At 72.4% G+C, this 15389-nt stretch carries 11 protein-coding genes; 4 read left to right on the top strand and 7 right to left on the bottom strand.

Translation table 11 applies throughout. The features are described from left to right. Positions 1 to 11 precede the first annotated feature (11 nt). The 7 genes from OG286_RS15195 to OG286_RS15165 form a co-directional block, all read right to left on the bottom strand. On the bottom strand, positions 12 to 1049 hold the full coding sequence (locus OG286_RS15195) for a PadR family transcriptional regulator (RefSeq protein ID WP_405361330.1): 1038 nt from the start codon (positions 1047 to 1049) through the stop codon (positions 12 to 14). 1 nt (position 1050) lies between these two features. Then, on the bottom strand, positions 1051 to 1998 hold the full coding sequence (locus OG286_RS15190) for a DUF4097 family beta strand repeat-containing protein (protein ID WP_396320797.1): 948 nt from the start codon (positions 1996 to 1998) through the stop codon (positions 1051 to 1053). 193 nt (positions 1999 to 2191) lie between these two features. Beyond that, positions 2192 to 2371, bottom strand: a complete 180-nt coding sequence (locus tag OG286_RS15185; protein ID WP_396320798.1) for a DUF6104 family protein — start codon at positions 2369 to 2371, stop codon at positions 2192 to 2194. A gap of 59 nt (positions 2372 to 2430) precedes the next feature. Further along, entirely contained in the window at positions 2431 to 4419 is a 1989-nt protein-coding gene (locus OG286_RS15180) for a protein kinase domain-containing protein (protein WP_396320799.1), read from the bottom strand. Between the two features lie 247 nt (positions 4420 to 4666). Next, complete coding sequence (locus tag OG286_RS15175) at positions 4667 to 8413, bottom strand: multifunctional oxoglutarate decarboxylase/oxoglutarate dehydrogenase thiamine pyrophosphate-binding subunit/dihydrolipoyllysine-residue succinyltransferase subunit (protein WP_396320800.1); 3747 nt, start codon at positions 8411 to 8413, stop codon at positions 4667 to 4669. Between the two features lie 279 nt (positions 8414 to 8692). After that, complete coding sequence (locus OG286_RS15170) at positions 8693 to 9823, bottom strand: sensor histidine kinase (protein ID WP_396320801.1); 1131 nt, start codon at positions 9821 to 9823, stop codon at positions 8693 to 8695. A gap of 96 nt (positions 9824 to 9919) precedes the next feature. Further along, the gene (locus OG286_RS15165) at positions 9920 to 10657 is read right to left on the bottom strand and encodes a response regulator transcription factor (protein ID WP_209411241.1); all 738 of its coding nucleotides are present in this window, start codon (positions 10655 to 10657) and stop codon (positions 9920 to 9922) included. Between the two features lie 559 nt (positions 10658 to 11216). Here OG286_RS15165 and OG286_RS15160 point away from each other — a divergent pair. From OG286_RS15160 to OG286_RS15145, 4 genes are all read left to right on the top strand, one after another. Continuing rightward, on the top strand, positions 11217 to 11987 hold the full coding sequence (locus OG286_RS15160) for a rhomboid-like protein (RefSeq protein ID WP_396320802.1): 771 nt from the start codon (positions 11217 to 11219) through the stop codon (positions 11985 to 11987). 154 nt (positions 11988 to 12141) lie between these two features. Continuing rightward, the gene (gene lon, locus OG286_RS15155) at positions 12142 to 14550 is read left to right on the top strand and encodes an endopeptidase La (protein WP_405365354.1); all 2409 of its coding nucleotides are present in this window, start codon (positions 12142 to 12144) and stop codon (positions 14548 to 14550) included. Between the two features lie 71 nt (positions 14551 to 14621). After that, the gene (locus OG286_RS15150; RefSeq protein ID WP_405365352.1) at positions 14622 to 14819 is read left to right on the top strand and encodes a hypothetical protein; all 198 of its coding nucleotides are present in this window, start codon (positions 14622 to 14624) and stop codon (positions 14817 to 14819) included. 32 nt (positions 14820 to 14851) lie between these two features. Then, positions 14852 to 15373, top strand: coding sequence for a GtrA family protein (locus tag OG286_RS15145; protein WP_396320805.1), 522 nt, complete (start codon positions 14852 to 14854; stop codon positions 15371 to 15373). Positions 15374 to 15389: the final 16 nt, after the last annotated feature.

The following is a 15389-nucleotide window of genomic DNA, read 5'->3' as shown; positions in this document are numbered from 1 at the left end:
ACGCGGCGGGCTCAGCCCAGCAGGCGCTTCAGCCGCTCGCCGGCCGTGCCCAGCACCGAGCGGGCCTCGGCCAGCCGGCCGGCCGTCACCCCGCCGTCCCGGGCCGCGTCGCGGACCTGGTCGCGGAAGCGGTCGAGCAGCCGCTCCAGCTCCCGCGCAGGGTCGCCGGCCGCGTCGGTGGCCGTCCACGGCGGCAGGTCGGCCGGGGCTGCGCCGGCCGGCTCGTCCTTGTCCAGGTCGATCCGGGTGACGGTGACCTTCTCGGCGGGCGGCGGGGCGTCCTCCGCCGAGTGGCCCCAGCGGGCCGAGTCGGCCAGCCCGGACAGGCCCCTGGTCAGCTCGGAGAGCCCCTCGGCCAGCCCGGTGGGCCAGTCCCCGCGGGCGGCGTGCTCGCGCACCTGCTGCTCGACCCGGCGCTTGATCCGCAGCGCCTCCTGCTGGGCCGCCGTCCGCGCCGCCCGGGACTGCTCGCGCAGCCGGCGGGCCTCCTCCTCGGCGGCCTTCGCCTTGGCCTTGGCCGCCTTCTCCTGCTCCTTGGCGCGCTTGGCCTGCTCCTTGGCGTGCTTCTTGAACTGGGTGAACTCCTCCTTGGCGCGCTGCCAGGCCTCCTTGTCCCCCCACGGGCCGGCCCAGGGGTCCCCGCTCTCGGCCGTCCCGGGCCGGGGTGCCTGCTTCGCCGCGCCCCAGAGCTCCTCGCGGAGGTCCTTGGCGCTGTCCCGGACGTCCTCGCGGATCGCCCCGGCGAGCTGGGCCACCGAGTCGTGGATCTCCAGTTCCAGCTCGTCCAGCTCGCCCCGGCGGGCCTCCAGCTCGGCGCGGCCGGCGTCGGTGAGCCGGTAGACCTTGCGGCCGCCCTCGGTGCTGTGCGTGACGAGGCCCTCCTGCTCCAGCTTGGCGAGGCGCGGGTAGACGGTGCCGGCCGAGGGCGCGTACAGGCCCTGGAACCGTTCCTCCAGGAGGCGGATGACCTCGTAGCCGTGCCGCGGGGCCTCGTCGAGCAGCTTCAGCAGGTAGAGACGGAGCCGGCCGTGGCCGAAGACGGGGGTCATGTCAGGCCTCCTTGGTGAGGTCGGGGCCGTCGCCCTGGTCCGGCCGCTGTTCCGGGCCCTTGCCGAGGTCCAGGCCGGCCGGGAGCTCCTTGACGACGACCGGGCCGTCGTCCTCGGCGTCGGGGCGGCGCAGCACGGTGACGGCGCCGGAGACGGTGGTCACCGCGAGGCTGCCCTTGCCCTCGCCGAGCTGGCCGGAGAGCCGCTTGGCGCCCCAGGTGCCGCCGACCTTGAGCTGCTCGAAGGTGCTGGAGATGTCGCCGCTGTTGGTGCCGGCCTGGACCTTGGTGTCGGCCAGCGAGGGGATCCGGACGCCGACCGCGCCGCTGACCGTGGTGACCTTGATGTCGGTCGGGGTGGCCACGTCGAGGTCCAGGGTGACCGCGCCGGTGACGGCGTTGGCCTGCACCCTGTCGGCGGTGCCGGCGACCACGGTGAGCCGGCCGGAGACGGTGTTCAGCTTGAGCTGCCCGGCCACCGACTGGGCGTCCACGTCGCCGGTGACGGTGTTGGCGGACGTCCGGCCGGCGAGGCCGACCAGGGTGACGTCGCCGTTGGCCGTCTGCGCCGAGACGTGCTCGGCGAAGCCGGAGATGGTGGTGTCGGCCGAGACGGTGCCGACCTTGACCTCGGTGGCGGCCGGCACGGTCAGGGTGACCGCGGCGACCCGCTTGCGCTTGAACGAGGAGAAGAAGCCCTTCACCGAGTCGACCGACTTGAGCACGTCGCCGAAGTCGCTCCAGCTGCTGAGGTCCTGGTAGGTGACCGTCAGCACGCCGTCGACCAGGGTGACGTGGAGCGGCTCGCCCTTCAGCTCGGTGACCTCCAGGCGGGCCGGGCCCTCGGCGGCGACGACGTTCACCGTGCCGTCGATGATCCGTACCTGGAGCGTCCGGACCTCCTCGTCGATGGTGATCCTGTCGGGCCCCTCGACCGTCCACTGGCTCATCTCTGCCGCCTCCCGTAGTGACTCGCGATGTATCGCGTTCTCTCCTGAAGACGATATATCGCGTGACGGCGAAGTCAAGGGCGTCCTACCCGGAGGCGGACCCGGAGCCGCCCCTGACCCGCCCCCTACGGGGAGCACGCGAAGGGCCCGGGAGGCGGCTGCCTCCCGGGCCCTTCGGTGGTGCGCTACCGCGTCACTCGTCGTCCTCGTCGTCGAGCCGGGCCAGCCAGGTGGCCAGCCGCTCGACGGGGACCTCGAAGTCGGGGTTGAGGTCGACGAACTCGCGCAGGCGCTCGGCCAGCCACTCGAAGGTGACCTCCTCTTCGCCGCGCCGGTTCTGCAGCTCCTCGATGCCGCGGTCGGTGAAGTACACGGTTCGCTCCGGTCCGGTGGGGATTCGACCTGGTCAGGATAGTCCGGGGCGGGGCCCGGTCAGCTGGCGCGCCAGGTGCTCACGGTCAGCTTGACGGCGCCGGTGGTGCCGTCGGCGACCTCGACCACCGCGATGGCGATGTTGCGGGTGATCCGGTCGCGGATGCAGAGCAGGCGCCCGGGCGAGACCCGGTTGAAGGACAGGTCGGTGTCGGGCCGCGAGTCGATGGCGACGGCGCACTGGTCCGGAGTCACGCTCGACTCGGTGATCACCGCGAAGTCAGACTTGTCGTCCCCCGCGGTGACGAAGGAGTTGGCCTTGCTGCTGCTGCCGGTGGCGTTCAGCCCCAGGCCCCACTTGAGGTCGTTGCCGCGCGGCACGACCGTCCCGCCGTCCAGGTCGATCCGGTAGGAGTCGTAGTAGGCCTCGGTGCCGGGGATGGCCAGCGGCTTCTTGTCGAGCAGCGGGGAGTACCCGACGGGGCGGGCCGGCGCGGTCACGCCGTTGCTGGCCGAGGCGGACGGTGCGGCCGTCACCTTCCCGGTGGACTTGCTCGGCGACGGGCTGGGCGTGTCACCGGGCCCGGGGTCCGCGCTCTGGGAGGGCGCGGGCTGGGGCTGGTTGCCCGGGGTCTGCTGGGCGGCGTTGCCGGAGCCGTCCTTCTTGTCGCTCTTGTCCATCTGCTTCACCAGCACCACGCCGCCGGCGGTGCCGCCGACCGCCATCACCAGGGCGACGGTCAGCAGCACCTTCCAGGAGACGCCCTTGCGCTTCGGCTCCGGCGCGGGCGCCGGGGTGTCCGTCACCACCGGGCCGGGCGGCGGGGTGTCGTAGGACGGCGGCTCCTGGCGCAGCTGCACGGTCGGCGGCGAGGGCAGCAGCGGCCCGGTCGGGGCCTCGGTGGCGGGCTGCGGGGCGCCGTACGCGCCGAGCGGCGGCGGGGTGAACCCGGCCGGCGGGCCGGCCGGCGGCGGGGTGTTGTACGAGAGGGCGGTCGCCGGGTGGGTCGGCTGCGGGGGAGCGGTGGCCGCGGTGGGCGGGCCGGCCGGGACCGGGGGAGCGGTGGGCACGGTGGGCGGGGCCGCCGGCAGCGGGGTGGGCGGGGTCTTCGGCAGGTCCGAGCGGCGGGTGATCTCGGTGTTGACCTGCTTGGGCAGCCAGTCCTCGGTGAACCGCAGCTGTCCGCCGACCGACGGGTGGTTGCGGGCGATCTCGATGATCTCGGCGGGCTTGGGCCGGTCCTCGGGGGACTTGGCCAGGCAGCGCAGCACCAGCTCGCGCAGGTCGGCGGGGACGGCGTCCAGCTCGGGCTGCTCGTGCACCACCCGGTACAGGACCGCGGTGTCCGGGCCGTCGCCGAACGGAGCCGTGCCGCCGGCCACGTACGCCGCCAGCGCGCCGAGCGCGAAGACGTCGGTGGCCGGGGTGACCGGGCGGCCCTGCGCCTGCTCGGGGGACATGAAGGCGGGCGAGCCGATCCGGTAGCCGGTGCCGGTCAGCGCGGTGGCGTCGGCGGCCCGGGCGATGCCGAAGTCGATCACGCGCGGGCCGTCGCCGGCCACCAGCACGTTGGCCGGCTTGAGGTCGCGGTGCACCACCTCGACGCTGTGGATCGCCTGGAGCGCCTCGGCGATGCCGCCCATCAGCAGCAGCACGGTGCGGACCGGCAGCGCGCCGTTCTCCCGCACCACCTGCTGGAGGGACGGGCCCGGCACGTACGCGGTGACCAGCCAGGGGGCGTCCGAGTCCAGGCCGCCGGAGTCGATCACCTGCGCGGTGTAGAGCCCGTGGATCCGCTGGGCGTTGCTGACCTCCTGGGCGAACCGGCGGCGGAACTCGCCGTCCTCGGCGAACTCCGGGCGGACGACCTTGAGCGCCACCGGGCGGCCGCCCGGCGTGTACGAGAGGTAGACCCGGCCCATGCCGCCGGCGCCGAGCCGGGCGAACAGCCGGTAGCCGCCGACCTCCCGCGGGTCGTCCGGGTGGAGCGGCTGGAAGACCGGCGGGAGCGGTGCAGCGGTGGCGTCCCGTGGTGCGTCGGCGGTCATGTGGTGATCCCCCTGGGAGAGCGGTGAGGTCATCGGCCGGCCGCGAGTGCGATGACGGGCGCCCGGGCGGCGGTCTGGCGAGGCATAACCTATCGAGCCGTCAGCCGGACGCGCATTTCCGTGCCGGTTTGGTTGCAGAGCTGCGACCTTGGCATGGCGGCATCGTGGAGCTCGTGACGGCAGCGGAACGGCCCCGGCCCCCGCGCGGTGTGCGCGGGGGCCGGGGCCGTGATCAGGACGCGGGGCGTCAGATCGTGAAGATCTCCTCCAGCAGCGCCTGCTGCTCGGCGGCGTGCCGCTTGGCCGAGCCGACCGCCGGGGCCGAGGAGGCCGTGCGGGCGACGCGGCGCAGCCGCGAGCCGTTGGCACTGCGACCGATGACGACCTGCAGGTGGTCGACCAGGTTCATCGCGATGAACGGCCAGGCACCCTGGTTGGCCGGCTCCTCCTGCGCCCAGACGAACTGGACGTTGTCGCCGTACTTGGCCAGCTCCTCCTGGAGCTCGGCCACCGGCAGCGGGTAGAGCCGCTCGACCCGGACGATCGCGGTGTCGGTGACGCCGCGATCGGTGCGGGCCGCCTCCACGTCGTAGTAGAACTTGCCGGCGGTGATGACGACCTTGCGGACGTTCGCCGGGTCGACGGTGGTGTCACCGATGACCGGGCGGAACGAGCCGGACAGGAACTCCTCGGTCGCACTCGCCGCGGCCTTCAGACGCAGCATCGACTTCGGGGTGAAGACGATCAGCGGCTTGTGGTGCGGGTTGTGCGCCTGCCAGCGCAGCAGGTGGAAGTAGTTCGACGGCAGGGTCGGCATCGCGACCGTCATGTTGTCCTGCGCGCACATCTGCAGGAAGCGCTCCGGGCGGGCGGACGAGTGGTCCGGTCCCTGGCCCTCGTAGCCGTGCGGCAGCAGCAGGGTGACGCCGGAGTGCTGGCCCCACTTCTGCTCGGCGGAGGCGATGTACTCGTCCACCATGGTCTGCGCGCCGTTGACGAAGTCGCCGAACTGCGCCTCCCACATGACCAGCGCGTTCGGGCGGGTCAGCGAGTAGCCGTACTCGAAGCCCATCGCCGCGTACTCGGACAGCAGGCTGTCGTACACGGTGTAGCGGGCCTGGTCCTCGGTCAGGTACAGCAGCGGGGTGTAGTCCTCGCCGCTGTTGCGGTCGATCAGCACCGCGTGCCGCTGGCCGAAGGTGCCGCGGCGGCTGTCCTGGCCGGCCAGGCGGACGGGGTGGCCCTCCATCAGCAGCGAGCCGATGGCGAGGGTCTCGCCCATGGCCCAGTCGATGGTGTTGTCCTCGACCGAGGCCGCGCGGCGCTGCAGCTGCGGCAGCAGTCGCGGGTGGACGGTCAGCCAGTCCGGCAGGTTGACCTGCGAGGCGGCGATCCGCTTGACCATCTCCTGGGAGATGCCGGTCTGGATGTTGACCGGGAAGTCGGCCTGCGGCTTGCCGTTGGCGGCCGGGGCCGGGGTCTGGGCGGCGTCGCGGACCTCGGCGAAGACCTTCTCCAGCTGGCCCTGGAAGTCCTGGAGCGCCTGCTCCGCCTCTTCCATGGTGATGTCGCCGCGACCGATCAGGCCCTCGGTGTACAGCTTGCGCACCGAGCGCTTCTTATCGATCAGGTCGTACATCAGCGGCTGGGTGAACGACGGGTTGTCGGCCTCGTTGTGACCGCGGCGGCGGTAGCAGATGAGGTCGATCACGACGTCCTTGTGGAACGCCTGGCGGAACTCGAAGGCGAGCCGCGCGACGCGGACCACGGCCTCCGGGTCGTCGCCATTCACGTGGAAGATCGGGGCCTCGATCATCCGGGCGACGTCGGTGCAGTACATCGAGGAGCGCGAGGACGCCGGGGCGGCGGTGAAGCCGACCTGGTTGTTCACCACGACGTGCACGGTGCCGCCGGTGCGGTAGCCGCGCAGCTGCGACATGTTCAGGGTCTCCGCGACGACGCCCTGGCCGGCGAAGGCCGCGTCACCGTGGATCTGGATCGGCAGCACCGGGAAGGTCGTGCCGCCCTGGTCCAGGATGTCCTGCTTGGCCCGGGCGATGCCCTCGACGACCGGGTCCACGGCCTCCAGGTGGGAGGGGTTCGCGGCGAGCGAGACCTTGATGGTCTCGCCGTCCAGGCCGGTGAAGGTGCCCTCGGAGCCGAGGTGGTACTTCACGTCGCCGGAGCCGTGCATCGACTTCGGGTCGAGGTTGCCCTCGAACTCGCCGAAGATCTTGCCGTACGGCTTGCCGACGATGTTGGCCAGCACGTTGAGGCGGCCGCGGTGGGCCATGCCGATGACGGCCTCGTCCAGGCGGTGCTCGGCCGCCGAGTCGATGGTGGCGTCCAGCAGCGGGATGAGGGACTCGCCGCCCTCCAGCGAGAAGCGCTTCTGCCCGACGTACTTGGTCTGCAGGAAGGTCTCGAAGGCCTCGGCCGAGTTCAGCCGGCGCAGGATGCGCAGCTGCTCCTCGCGCTCCGGCTTGGTGTACGGCTTCTCCAGGCGCTCCTGCAGCCACTTGCGCTGCGTCGGGTCCTGGATGTGCATGTACTCGATGCCGACGGTGCGGCAGTACGTGTTGCGCAGCAGGCCGAGGATGTCGCGGAGCTTCATCATCTTCTGGCCGCCGAAGCCGCCGACCGCGAACTCGCGCTCCAGGTCCCACAGGGTGAGGCCGTGCGTGGTGACGTCCAGGTCGGGGTGCTTGCGCTGCCTGTACTCCAGCGGGTCGGTGTCGGCCATGAGGTGGCCGCGGACCCGGTAGGAGTGGATCAGCTCCATGACGCGCGCGGTCTTGTTGACCTCGTCGTCGTGGGTGGTGGCGACGTCGGTGGCCCAGCGGACCGGCTCGTACGGAATCCGCAGGGACTCGAAGATCTCGTCGTAGAAGCCGTTCTCGCCGAGCAGCAGACGGTGGATCTCGCGCAGGAACTCGCCGGAGGCCGCGCCCTGGATGACGCGGTGGTCGTAGGTCGAGGTCAGCGTCATGATCTTGGAGACGCCCAGGCGGGAGAGGGTCTCCGGGGCGGAGCCCTGGAACTCGGCCGGGTACTCCATGGCGCCGACGCCGACGATGGTGCCCTGGTTCTGCATCAGGCGCGGCACGGAGTGCACGGTGCCGATGCCGCCGGGGTTGGTCAGCGAGACCGTGACGCCGGTGAAGTCGTCCATGGTCAGCTTGTTGGCGCGGGCCCGGCGGACGATGTCCTCGTAGGCCTGCCAGAAGCCGAAGAAGTCGAGCGTCTCGGCCTTCTTGATGGCCGCGACGACGAGCTGGCGGTCGCCGTTGGGCTTCACCAGGTCGATGGCCAGGCCCAGGTTCACGTGCTCGGGCTTGACCAGGTAGGACTTGCCGTCCTTCACCTGGTAGCTGTGGTTCATGCCCGGCGCGGCCTTGATGGCCTGGACCAGGGCGTACCCGATCAGGTGCGTGAAGGAGACCTTGCCACCGCGGGCGCGCTGCAGGTGGTTGTTGATGACAATGCGGTTGTCGATCAGCAGCTTGGCGGGCACCGCGCGGACGGACGTCGCGGTCGGCACCTCCAGCGAGGCGTCCATGTTGGTGGCGACGGCCTTGGCCGGGCCGCGGAGCTGGATCAGCTCGGGGCCGGTCCCGTCGGCGGGCGCGGCAGGCGCCGCGGCGGCCTTGGGCGCCGGGGGCGCGGCGGGGGCTGCGGCGAGCGGCGCGGCTGCCGGGGCCGCGGGGGCCGCTGGCGCGGCCGGTGCGGCGGGGGCGGGCGCGGCCGGAGCGGCAGCGGCGGGCGCGGGGGCGGCAACGGTGGTCGGCGTGGGGCCGACCTGGGTCGCGGCCTGGGTCACTGGGGTCACCTCGGTACCGGGCTTGTAGTCGGCGAAAAAGTCCCACCAGGCTCGGTCGACCGAGTTCGGGTCCTGGAGGTACTGCTGGTAGATCTCGTCGACGAGCCACTCATTGGGGCCGAAGCCAGTGGAGCTTGCCGAGCTGTTGGGGGTTTCTTGGGACTGTGGCGACACGGCGGCAACCGCCCTCTTCCGCTTCCTTTTGGGATGTTTGGACAGCGGGGATTAAGGCTACGCCCCTGACCAGTGATCGCGCAGTCCCCAGGGCTCAGGCGTCGCCCAGATCACAGTCCTGACCTGCAGTTTGGCTGAAAATGTGCGTTAGAAAGCCGGTTCGGATGGGAAGCGATCACGCCCGATCGGCCCCCATTTCGGGGCAAAAGCGGACATAATCGCTTCCCAAGATCCGTATACGTCTGTGTCGCTTCTGTGACATGACGGTCCGGAGCACGCTCAGCGCGGGCCGGGCAGCCGTACCTCGATCCGGCAGCCCCGGGCGGCCTCGGCCACCTCGATCCGCCCGCCGTGCAGATCCACCGCCCAGCGGGCGATGGCCAGCCCCAGGCCGGTGCCGCCGTCGGAGCCGGGCCCCTGGGCGGTGGCGGTGCCGCTGCGGCTGAACCGCTCGAAGACCCGGTTGCGGTCGGCCGGCGGGATGCCGGGACCTTCGTCCTCGACCTCCAGCAGGAGCCCGCCGGGCCCCTCCCCGGGCCGGGCGCGGACCGTGACGGTGCCGCCGGGCGGGGAGTGCTTGCAGGCGTTGTCGACCAGGTTGGCGACCACCTGGTGGAGCCGTTCGGGGTCCGCCACGCCGGTCAGGCCGGCCGGGCTGACCTCCAGCGCCAGGCGGACGTCCCCGCGCCGGGAGAACGCCCCGCCGGCCGTCGCGCCGTCCACGGTGACCCCGCGCAGCACGCCGTCCAGGAACTCGCGCACCTCGAAGGGCCGGGCGTCCAGGTCGACCACGCCGTCGTCGATCTTGGAGAGGTCGAGCAGGTGGGTGACCAGCCGGCCGAGCCGTTCGGTCTGCTCCAGTGCGGCACCCAGGGTCGCCGGGTTCGGCTGGACCACGCCGTCGACCACGTTCTCCAGGACGGCGCGCAGCGCGGCGATGGGCGTGCGCAGCTCGTGGGAGACGTTGGCGACCAGCTCGCGGCGGTGTCGGTCGGCGGCCTCCAGATCGGCCGCCATGTGGTTGAAGGTGGCCGCCAGCTCGCCGATCTCGTCGCGCGAGTTCACCTCGACCCGGCGGCTGTAGTCGCCGGAGGCCATCGCGCGGGCGGCGGCGGTCATGTCGCGCAGCGGGGCGGTCAACCCGTGCGCGAGGAACTGCATGAAGAGCAGTGACGCGATCATCGAGAAGATCATGATGATCCGGATCTGCGTCTCGGAGCGGATCGCCACGACCACCATGCCGGTGGCCAGGAAGACCGAGACGATCACCAGGAGGGCGAGTTTGCCCTTGATCGAGCGGACCGGGTCGAGCGGCCGGATGTCGGCCCAGACCCGGTGGGCGGCGCGGGCGGCCAGTGTGGGCCGCCGGGTGCCGTCGGTGTCCCCGTTGCGTTGCTGTGGAAAGGTCATTGGTCCCCTGTGATCCCCCGCGTGCTGTGATCCCTCAGGTGGCCGCAGGGCGGTTCGGGACACGGGCCCCCCGGAGGCCCGTCGCCCGAGGCGCCGCTACGAGAGCGGAGCTTCCAGCGCGTATCCGACGCCGTGGACGGTACGGATCCAGCTGGCGCCGATCTTCCGGCGCAGCGCCTTGACGTGGCTGTCGACGGTGCGGGTGCCGGACGCGTCCGTCCAGTCCCACACCTCGGCCAGCAGCTGCTCGCGGGTGAGGACCGCGCGCGGCTGGGCGGCCAGGCAGGCGAGCAGGTCGAACTCGGTCGGCGTCAGGTGGACGTCGCCCGAGGCCAGCCGGACCCGGCGCTGCACGTGGTCGATCTCCAGCTCGCCGAAGCGCAGCGAGCCGAGCGCCGGTGTGCGGGCCGCCTGCTGGGCGCGCTCGACGCGGCGCAGCAGCACGTTGACCCGGGCCGCCAGCTCGCGCATGGAGAAGGGCTTGGTCATGTAGTCGTCGGCACCGACGCCGAGGCCGACCAGGAGGTCCGTCTCGTCGTCGCGCGCGGTCAGCATCAGGACCGGTACCGGGCGTTGGGCCTGGATCCGGCGGCACACCTCGAGGCCGTCGAATCCGGGCAGCATGATGTCGAGCACCACCAAGTCGGGCTGCCAGGTGTGGAACCCGTCGACGGCACCGGGGCCGTCGTGGGCCACGGCGACCTTGAAGCCCTCCGCGCCCAGCCGGGCCGCGATCGACTCGGCGATCGTGGGCTCGTCCTCCACCACCAGCACTCTGCGCTGGCTGCTCACCGTGCCGCCGCTGTTCTGGTTGTCCTGCTGAATTTCTGTCACGGTCACGCCACCGCCCCCAGGGCTGCGGGCCGGCCACCTGTGGGGATGGCGGGGCTCCGCTCGTAGTCTTGTTCCGTCGTGGACTGTGCCGGGTCCGCCGTCCCGTTCGTGCGTGCGGGGACCGGAGGGCAGGTGTGGACTGCCCACCGTTTCCGCACACTTCGCAGCGTACGGACCGCGGGTGGTTTCCGGCAGGTGGACCGGACATTTCCGGCCCGTGGGGCGGCTGTCGGGCCGCCCTCGGGCCCACTCGGGAGTGGGCACGGGCCGATACCTTACCCGGCGATTTTTCACTCTGTGACGGTACGTATGCACACTTGTTGACGCCAAGCCGCCGGTCAGAGCGGCTACTCGTGCGTAAACAGAGGGAAGGTCTGGACCAAAGTCCCGGGTTCCGGCCATCCGGCCGTTCACCGGTCTTCACGGGGTTTTCCCAGCGGACTCCCAGAACCGCGACGTACCGTGGTCACGACAAGATTCACGGGGGTGGGATTTCCGGCGCGCGCCGGTACGTTGGGCATCGACGGGGCCGGTTGCTGCGGGTCGGAGCGGAGGCGGCATGGCGGGGCTGCGGGAGGGTGCCGGACGGGCCGGACCGCCCTACGGGATGCTGCGGTACGGGCTGCGGGCCGGAGTTGCCGGCTGGCTGCTGGCCCGGGTGCCGACGCCCCGGCGCAACCCCTTCGCGCTCGGCTACCTCGCGGTGGTCGGAGCCACCACCACCTTCGCCAAGCTCGCCGACCCGGACCTCGTGCTGCGCCTGCAGGAAGCGTCCAGCTCGGACGGGCACAACCTGATGCACCACCCGCTGCGCGCCCTGCTGTTCAGCGGTTTCTGGGTGGCCGGGACGATCTGGATGCCGTACCTCTGGGCCTTCGCCTTCACCGTCGCGCCGCTGGAGCGGCGGGTCGGGCCGGGCCGGGCGGCGGCCGTCTTCGCCGTCGGGCACGTCGCCGCCACACTGCTCTCCCAGTCGGTGGTGATCGCCGCCGTGGCCGCGGGGCGGCTGGAGGCCGGGGCGCTGGACAACCTGGACATCGGCGTCAGCTACGGCGTGCTGGCCAGCCTCGGCGCGCTGGCCGGGCTGCTGTCGCCGCGCGGGCGGCTGCTCGCGCTCGGGGTGGCGGGTGCGCTGATCGCCGAGCAGATCGCCGGTGACCGGGACCTGGTGACCGGGGTCGGCCACCCGGCGGCGCTGCTGGCCGGGGTGGCGCTCTGGCGTCTCCTGCGACGCACTCCTGACCGCCGCTCGCGCCGCCCCGAGCCGGCCGGGCCGGCCCCGGCGTCCGCCCCGCCCTCCCGCGGGGCCGCCCTGCTCGACCGGATGTGACGTCTCCCGGGCGTTTTTGACAGGCCCGCCCGATGCCTTCCCGCTGCTCCGGGCCGGCGCCTTTGTTCGCTCATGGCGAACGACGGGCCGGGAACATCCGGCGCTCGCCAAACCTTAGTCAGGTCAACTCAACTTCGCTGACTGGGGAGAGATCATGGCATCGACGTCCACACCGCTCACCCTGCCCGTGCTGCCGCTCGACGACGAGGTCGTGCTCCCGGGCATGGTCGTCCCGTTGGACCTCAAGGACACCGAGGTGCGGGCCGCGGTCGAGGCCGCGCGGGCCGCGGCCACCGGCACCGGCAAGCCCCAGGTCCTCCTGGTCCCGCGGGTGGACGGCTCGTACGCGGCGGTCGGCACCCTCGCCACCGTCGAACAGGTCGGCCGGCTGGCCGACGGCCCCGACTCCGTCGGGGGGCCCGCGGCGCTGGTGCGCGCCGTGCGCCGGGTCCGGATCGGCGTCGGCACCACCGGGCCCGGCGCCGCCCTCTGGGTGGAGACCACGCCGTTCCGGGAGTCCTCGGTCGGCACCCCGGTGGCCGGGCGCGCCGCCGAGCTGGTCAAGGAGTACAAGTCGCTCTCCACCCAATGGCTGCGCAGGCGCGGCGCCTGGCAGATCGTCGACCGGGTGGCCCAGACCGAGGGCGTCGGCGAGCTGGCCGACAACATCGGCTACGCGTCCTTCGTCACCGCCGAGCAGAAGCTCAAGGTGCTGCTGGAGGCCGACCAGGTGGCCCGCCTGGAGTACGCGCTGACGCTGCTGCGCGACCACCTCGCCGAGGAGGAGGTCAACGACACCATCCGCAAGGACGTCGAGGAGGGCGTGGCCAAGCAGCAGAAGGAGTTCCTGCTCAGGCGGCAGCTGGAGGCCGTCCGCAAGGAGCTGGCCGAGCTGAACGGCGACCCGGCCGACGAGGAGGGCGACTACCGCGCCCGGGTCGAGGCGGCCGACCTCCCCGAGAAGGTCCGCGAGACGGCCCTCAAGGAGGTCGACAAGCTGGAGCGGGCGTCCGACCAGTCGCCCGAGGGCTCCTGGATCCGGACGTGGCTGGACACCGTCCTGGAGCTGCCCTGGAACGAGCGGACCGAGGACGCCTACGACATCGCCGGCGCCCGTGCCGTCCTGGACGCCGACCACTCCGGCCTGGCAGACGTCAAGGACCGCATCGTCGAGTACCTCGCCGTGCGCAAGCGCCGGGCCGAGCAGGGGCTCGGCCTGGTGGGAGGCCGGCGCGGAGGTGCGGTGCTGGCGCTGGTCGGCCCGCCCGGCGTCGGCAAGACCTCGCTCGGCGAGTCGGTGGCCCGCGCCATGGGCCGCAAGTTCGTCCGGGTGGCGCTCGGCGGCGTCCGGGACGAAGCGGAGATCCGCGGCCACCGGCGCACCTACGTCGGCGCGCTCCCCGGCCGGCTGGTCCGGGCCGTCAAGGAGGCCGGCTCGATGAACCCGGTCGTCCTGCTGGACGAGATCGACAAGGTCGGCTCCGACTACCGGGGCGACCCGGCGGCCGCCCTGCTGGAGGTGCTGGACCCGGCCCAGAACCACACCTTCCGCGACCACTACCTGGAGGTCGAGCTGGACCTCTCCGACGTGGTCTTCCTCGCCACCGCCAACGTGCTGGAGGCCATCCCCGAGCCGCTGCTCGACCGGATGGAGCTGGTCCGCCTGGACGGCTACACCGAGGACGAGAAGGTCGTCATCGCCCGCGACCACCTGCTCCCGCGCCAGCTGGAGAAGGCCGGCCTGAAGGGCGAGGAGGCCGCGGTCGACGAGGGGGCGCTGCGCCGGCTGGCCGGCGAGTACACCCGTGAGGCGGGCGTCCGGAACCTGGAGCGCTCGATCGCGCGGGTGCTGCGCAAGGTCGCCGCGCAGAGCGAGCTGGGCGAGCGCGAGCTGCCCGCCGCGATCGGCGCCGACGACCTGCGCGCCCTGATCGGCCGGCCGCACCACGTCCCCGAGGCGGCCCAGGAGCCGGCCGAGCGGCGCACCGCCGTCCCCGGTGTGGCGACGGGCCTCGCGGTGACGGGCGCCGGCGGCGACGTCCTCTACATCGAGGCCTCGCTCGCCGACACCGAGACCGGCGGCACCGGGCTCACCCTCACGGGGCAGCTGGGCGACGTGATGAAGGAGTCCGCGCACATCGCGCTCTCCTTCCTCCGCTCGCGCGGCGCCGAGCTGGAGCTGCCGGTCACCTCGCTGCGGGACCGCGGCGTGCACCTGCACGTCCCCGCCGGGGCCGTCCCCAAGGACGGGCCGAGCGCCGGCATCACCATGACGACCGCGCTGGCCTCGCTGCTCTCCGGCCGCAAGGTGCGCACCGACGTGGCGATGACGGGCGAGGTGTCGCTGACCGGGCGGGTGCTGCCGATCGGCGGGGTGAAGCAGAAGCTGCTCGCCGCCGACCGGGCCGGCGTCACCACGGTGATCATCCCCAAGCGGAACGAGGCCGACCTGGACGACGTCCCGGCCGAGGTGCTGGAGCGGCTCACCGTCCACCCGGTCGCGGACGTCCGGGAGGTGCTGAAGCTGGCCCTGGAGCCGGCTCAGGTGCTGGTCGCCGCCTGACGGGCGGCCGGCTGACGGGGTGTGGGAGCCTGCGGGCCCCACACCCCGTCAGGGTCTGTGCGGCCACGTCGGTGCTGGACCCCTACCCCTCCTGCCAAGCGGAGATCTCCTGCGCGGAGATCGGTCCGCGCACCGGTGCCGTGGTGCGCACCCGGTACGCCGGCGCCGGCCTTCCTCGTCGGCTCGCTCCGGACGGCCGGCTCGACCCGGGCGGCGTGGTCCACCAGGACACCACCACCGGGGTGCTGGGGATCACCGCGGACGAGTAGCGGCCCACGGCTGCCGTGGTCAGACTGCGAAGATGCCGTCCCCCACGCAGCGTGCCCTGGCCAGAGTGCCGGCCGGGCTGCGCCCGTTCCTGATCAGGCACCGCCGGCTGGTGAAGTTCCTGCTGGTCGGCAGTGCCTGCTTCGGCCTGACCACGGTGCTCAACCTTGTGCTGAAGTTCACCGTGCTGGAGCACAAGCCGGTGGTGGCGCTCACCCTCGCGACCGTGGTCGGCACCGCGGTCTCGTACGTGCTCAACCGCCAGTGGTCCTTCCGGGCCGTCGGCCGCCGCCGCGAGGTGCTGTTGTTCCTGCTGGTCAGCGCGGTGGCGATCGGCGTCAACGTCCTCCCGCTGATCGTCTCGCGCTACCTGCTGGACCTGCGCGAGCCCCGGGTGACGGCCTTCGCCGAGGGGGTGGCCGACTTCGTCAGCGGGATGGTCGTGGGCACCTTCGTCGCGATGCTGTTCCGCTACTGGGCCATGCAGCGCTGGGTCTTCACCCGCCTCGCCGAACCGCCCGCCACCCCGGTGGAGCAGCCGCAGCGCATCTCGTAGCCGGTCGCGCCCACGT

It is taken from the genome of Kitasatospora sp. NBC_00039 (genome assembly GCF_045160625.1).
In the GTDB taxonomy this organism is placed as follows: Bacteria; Actinomycetota; Actinomycetes; order Streptomycetales; family Streptomycetaceae; genus Kitasatospora.
This window is presented reverse-complemented; position numbering and strand designations above follow the sequence as displayed.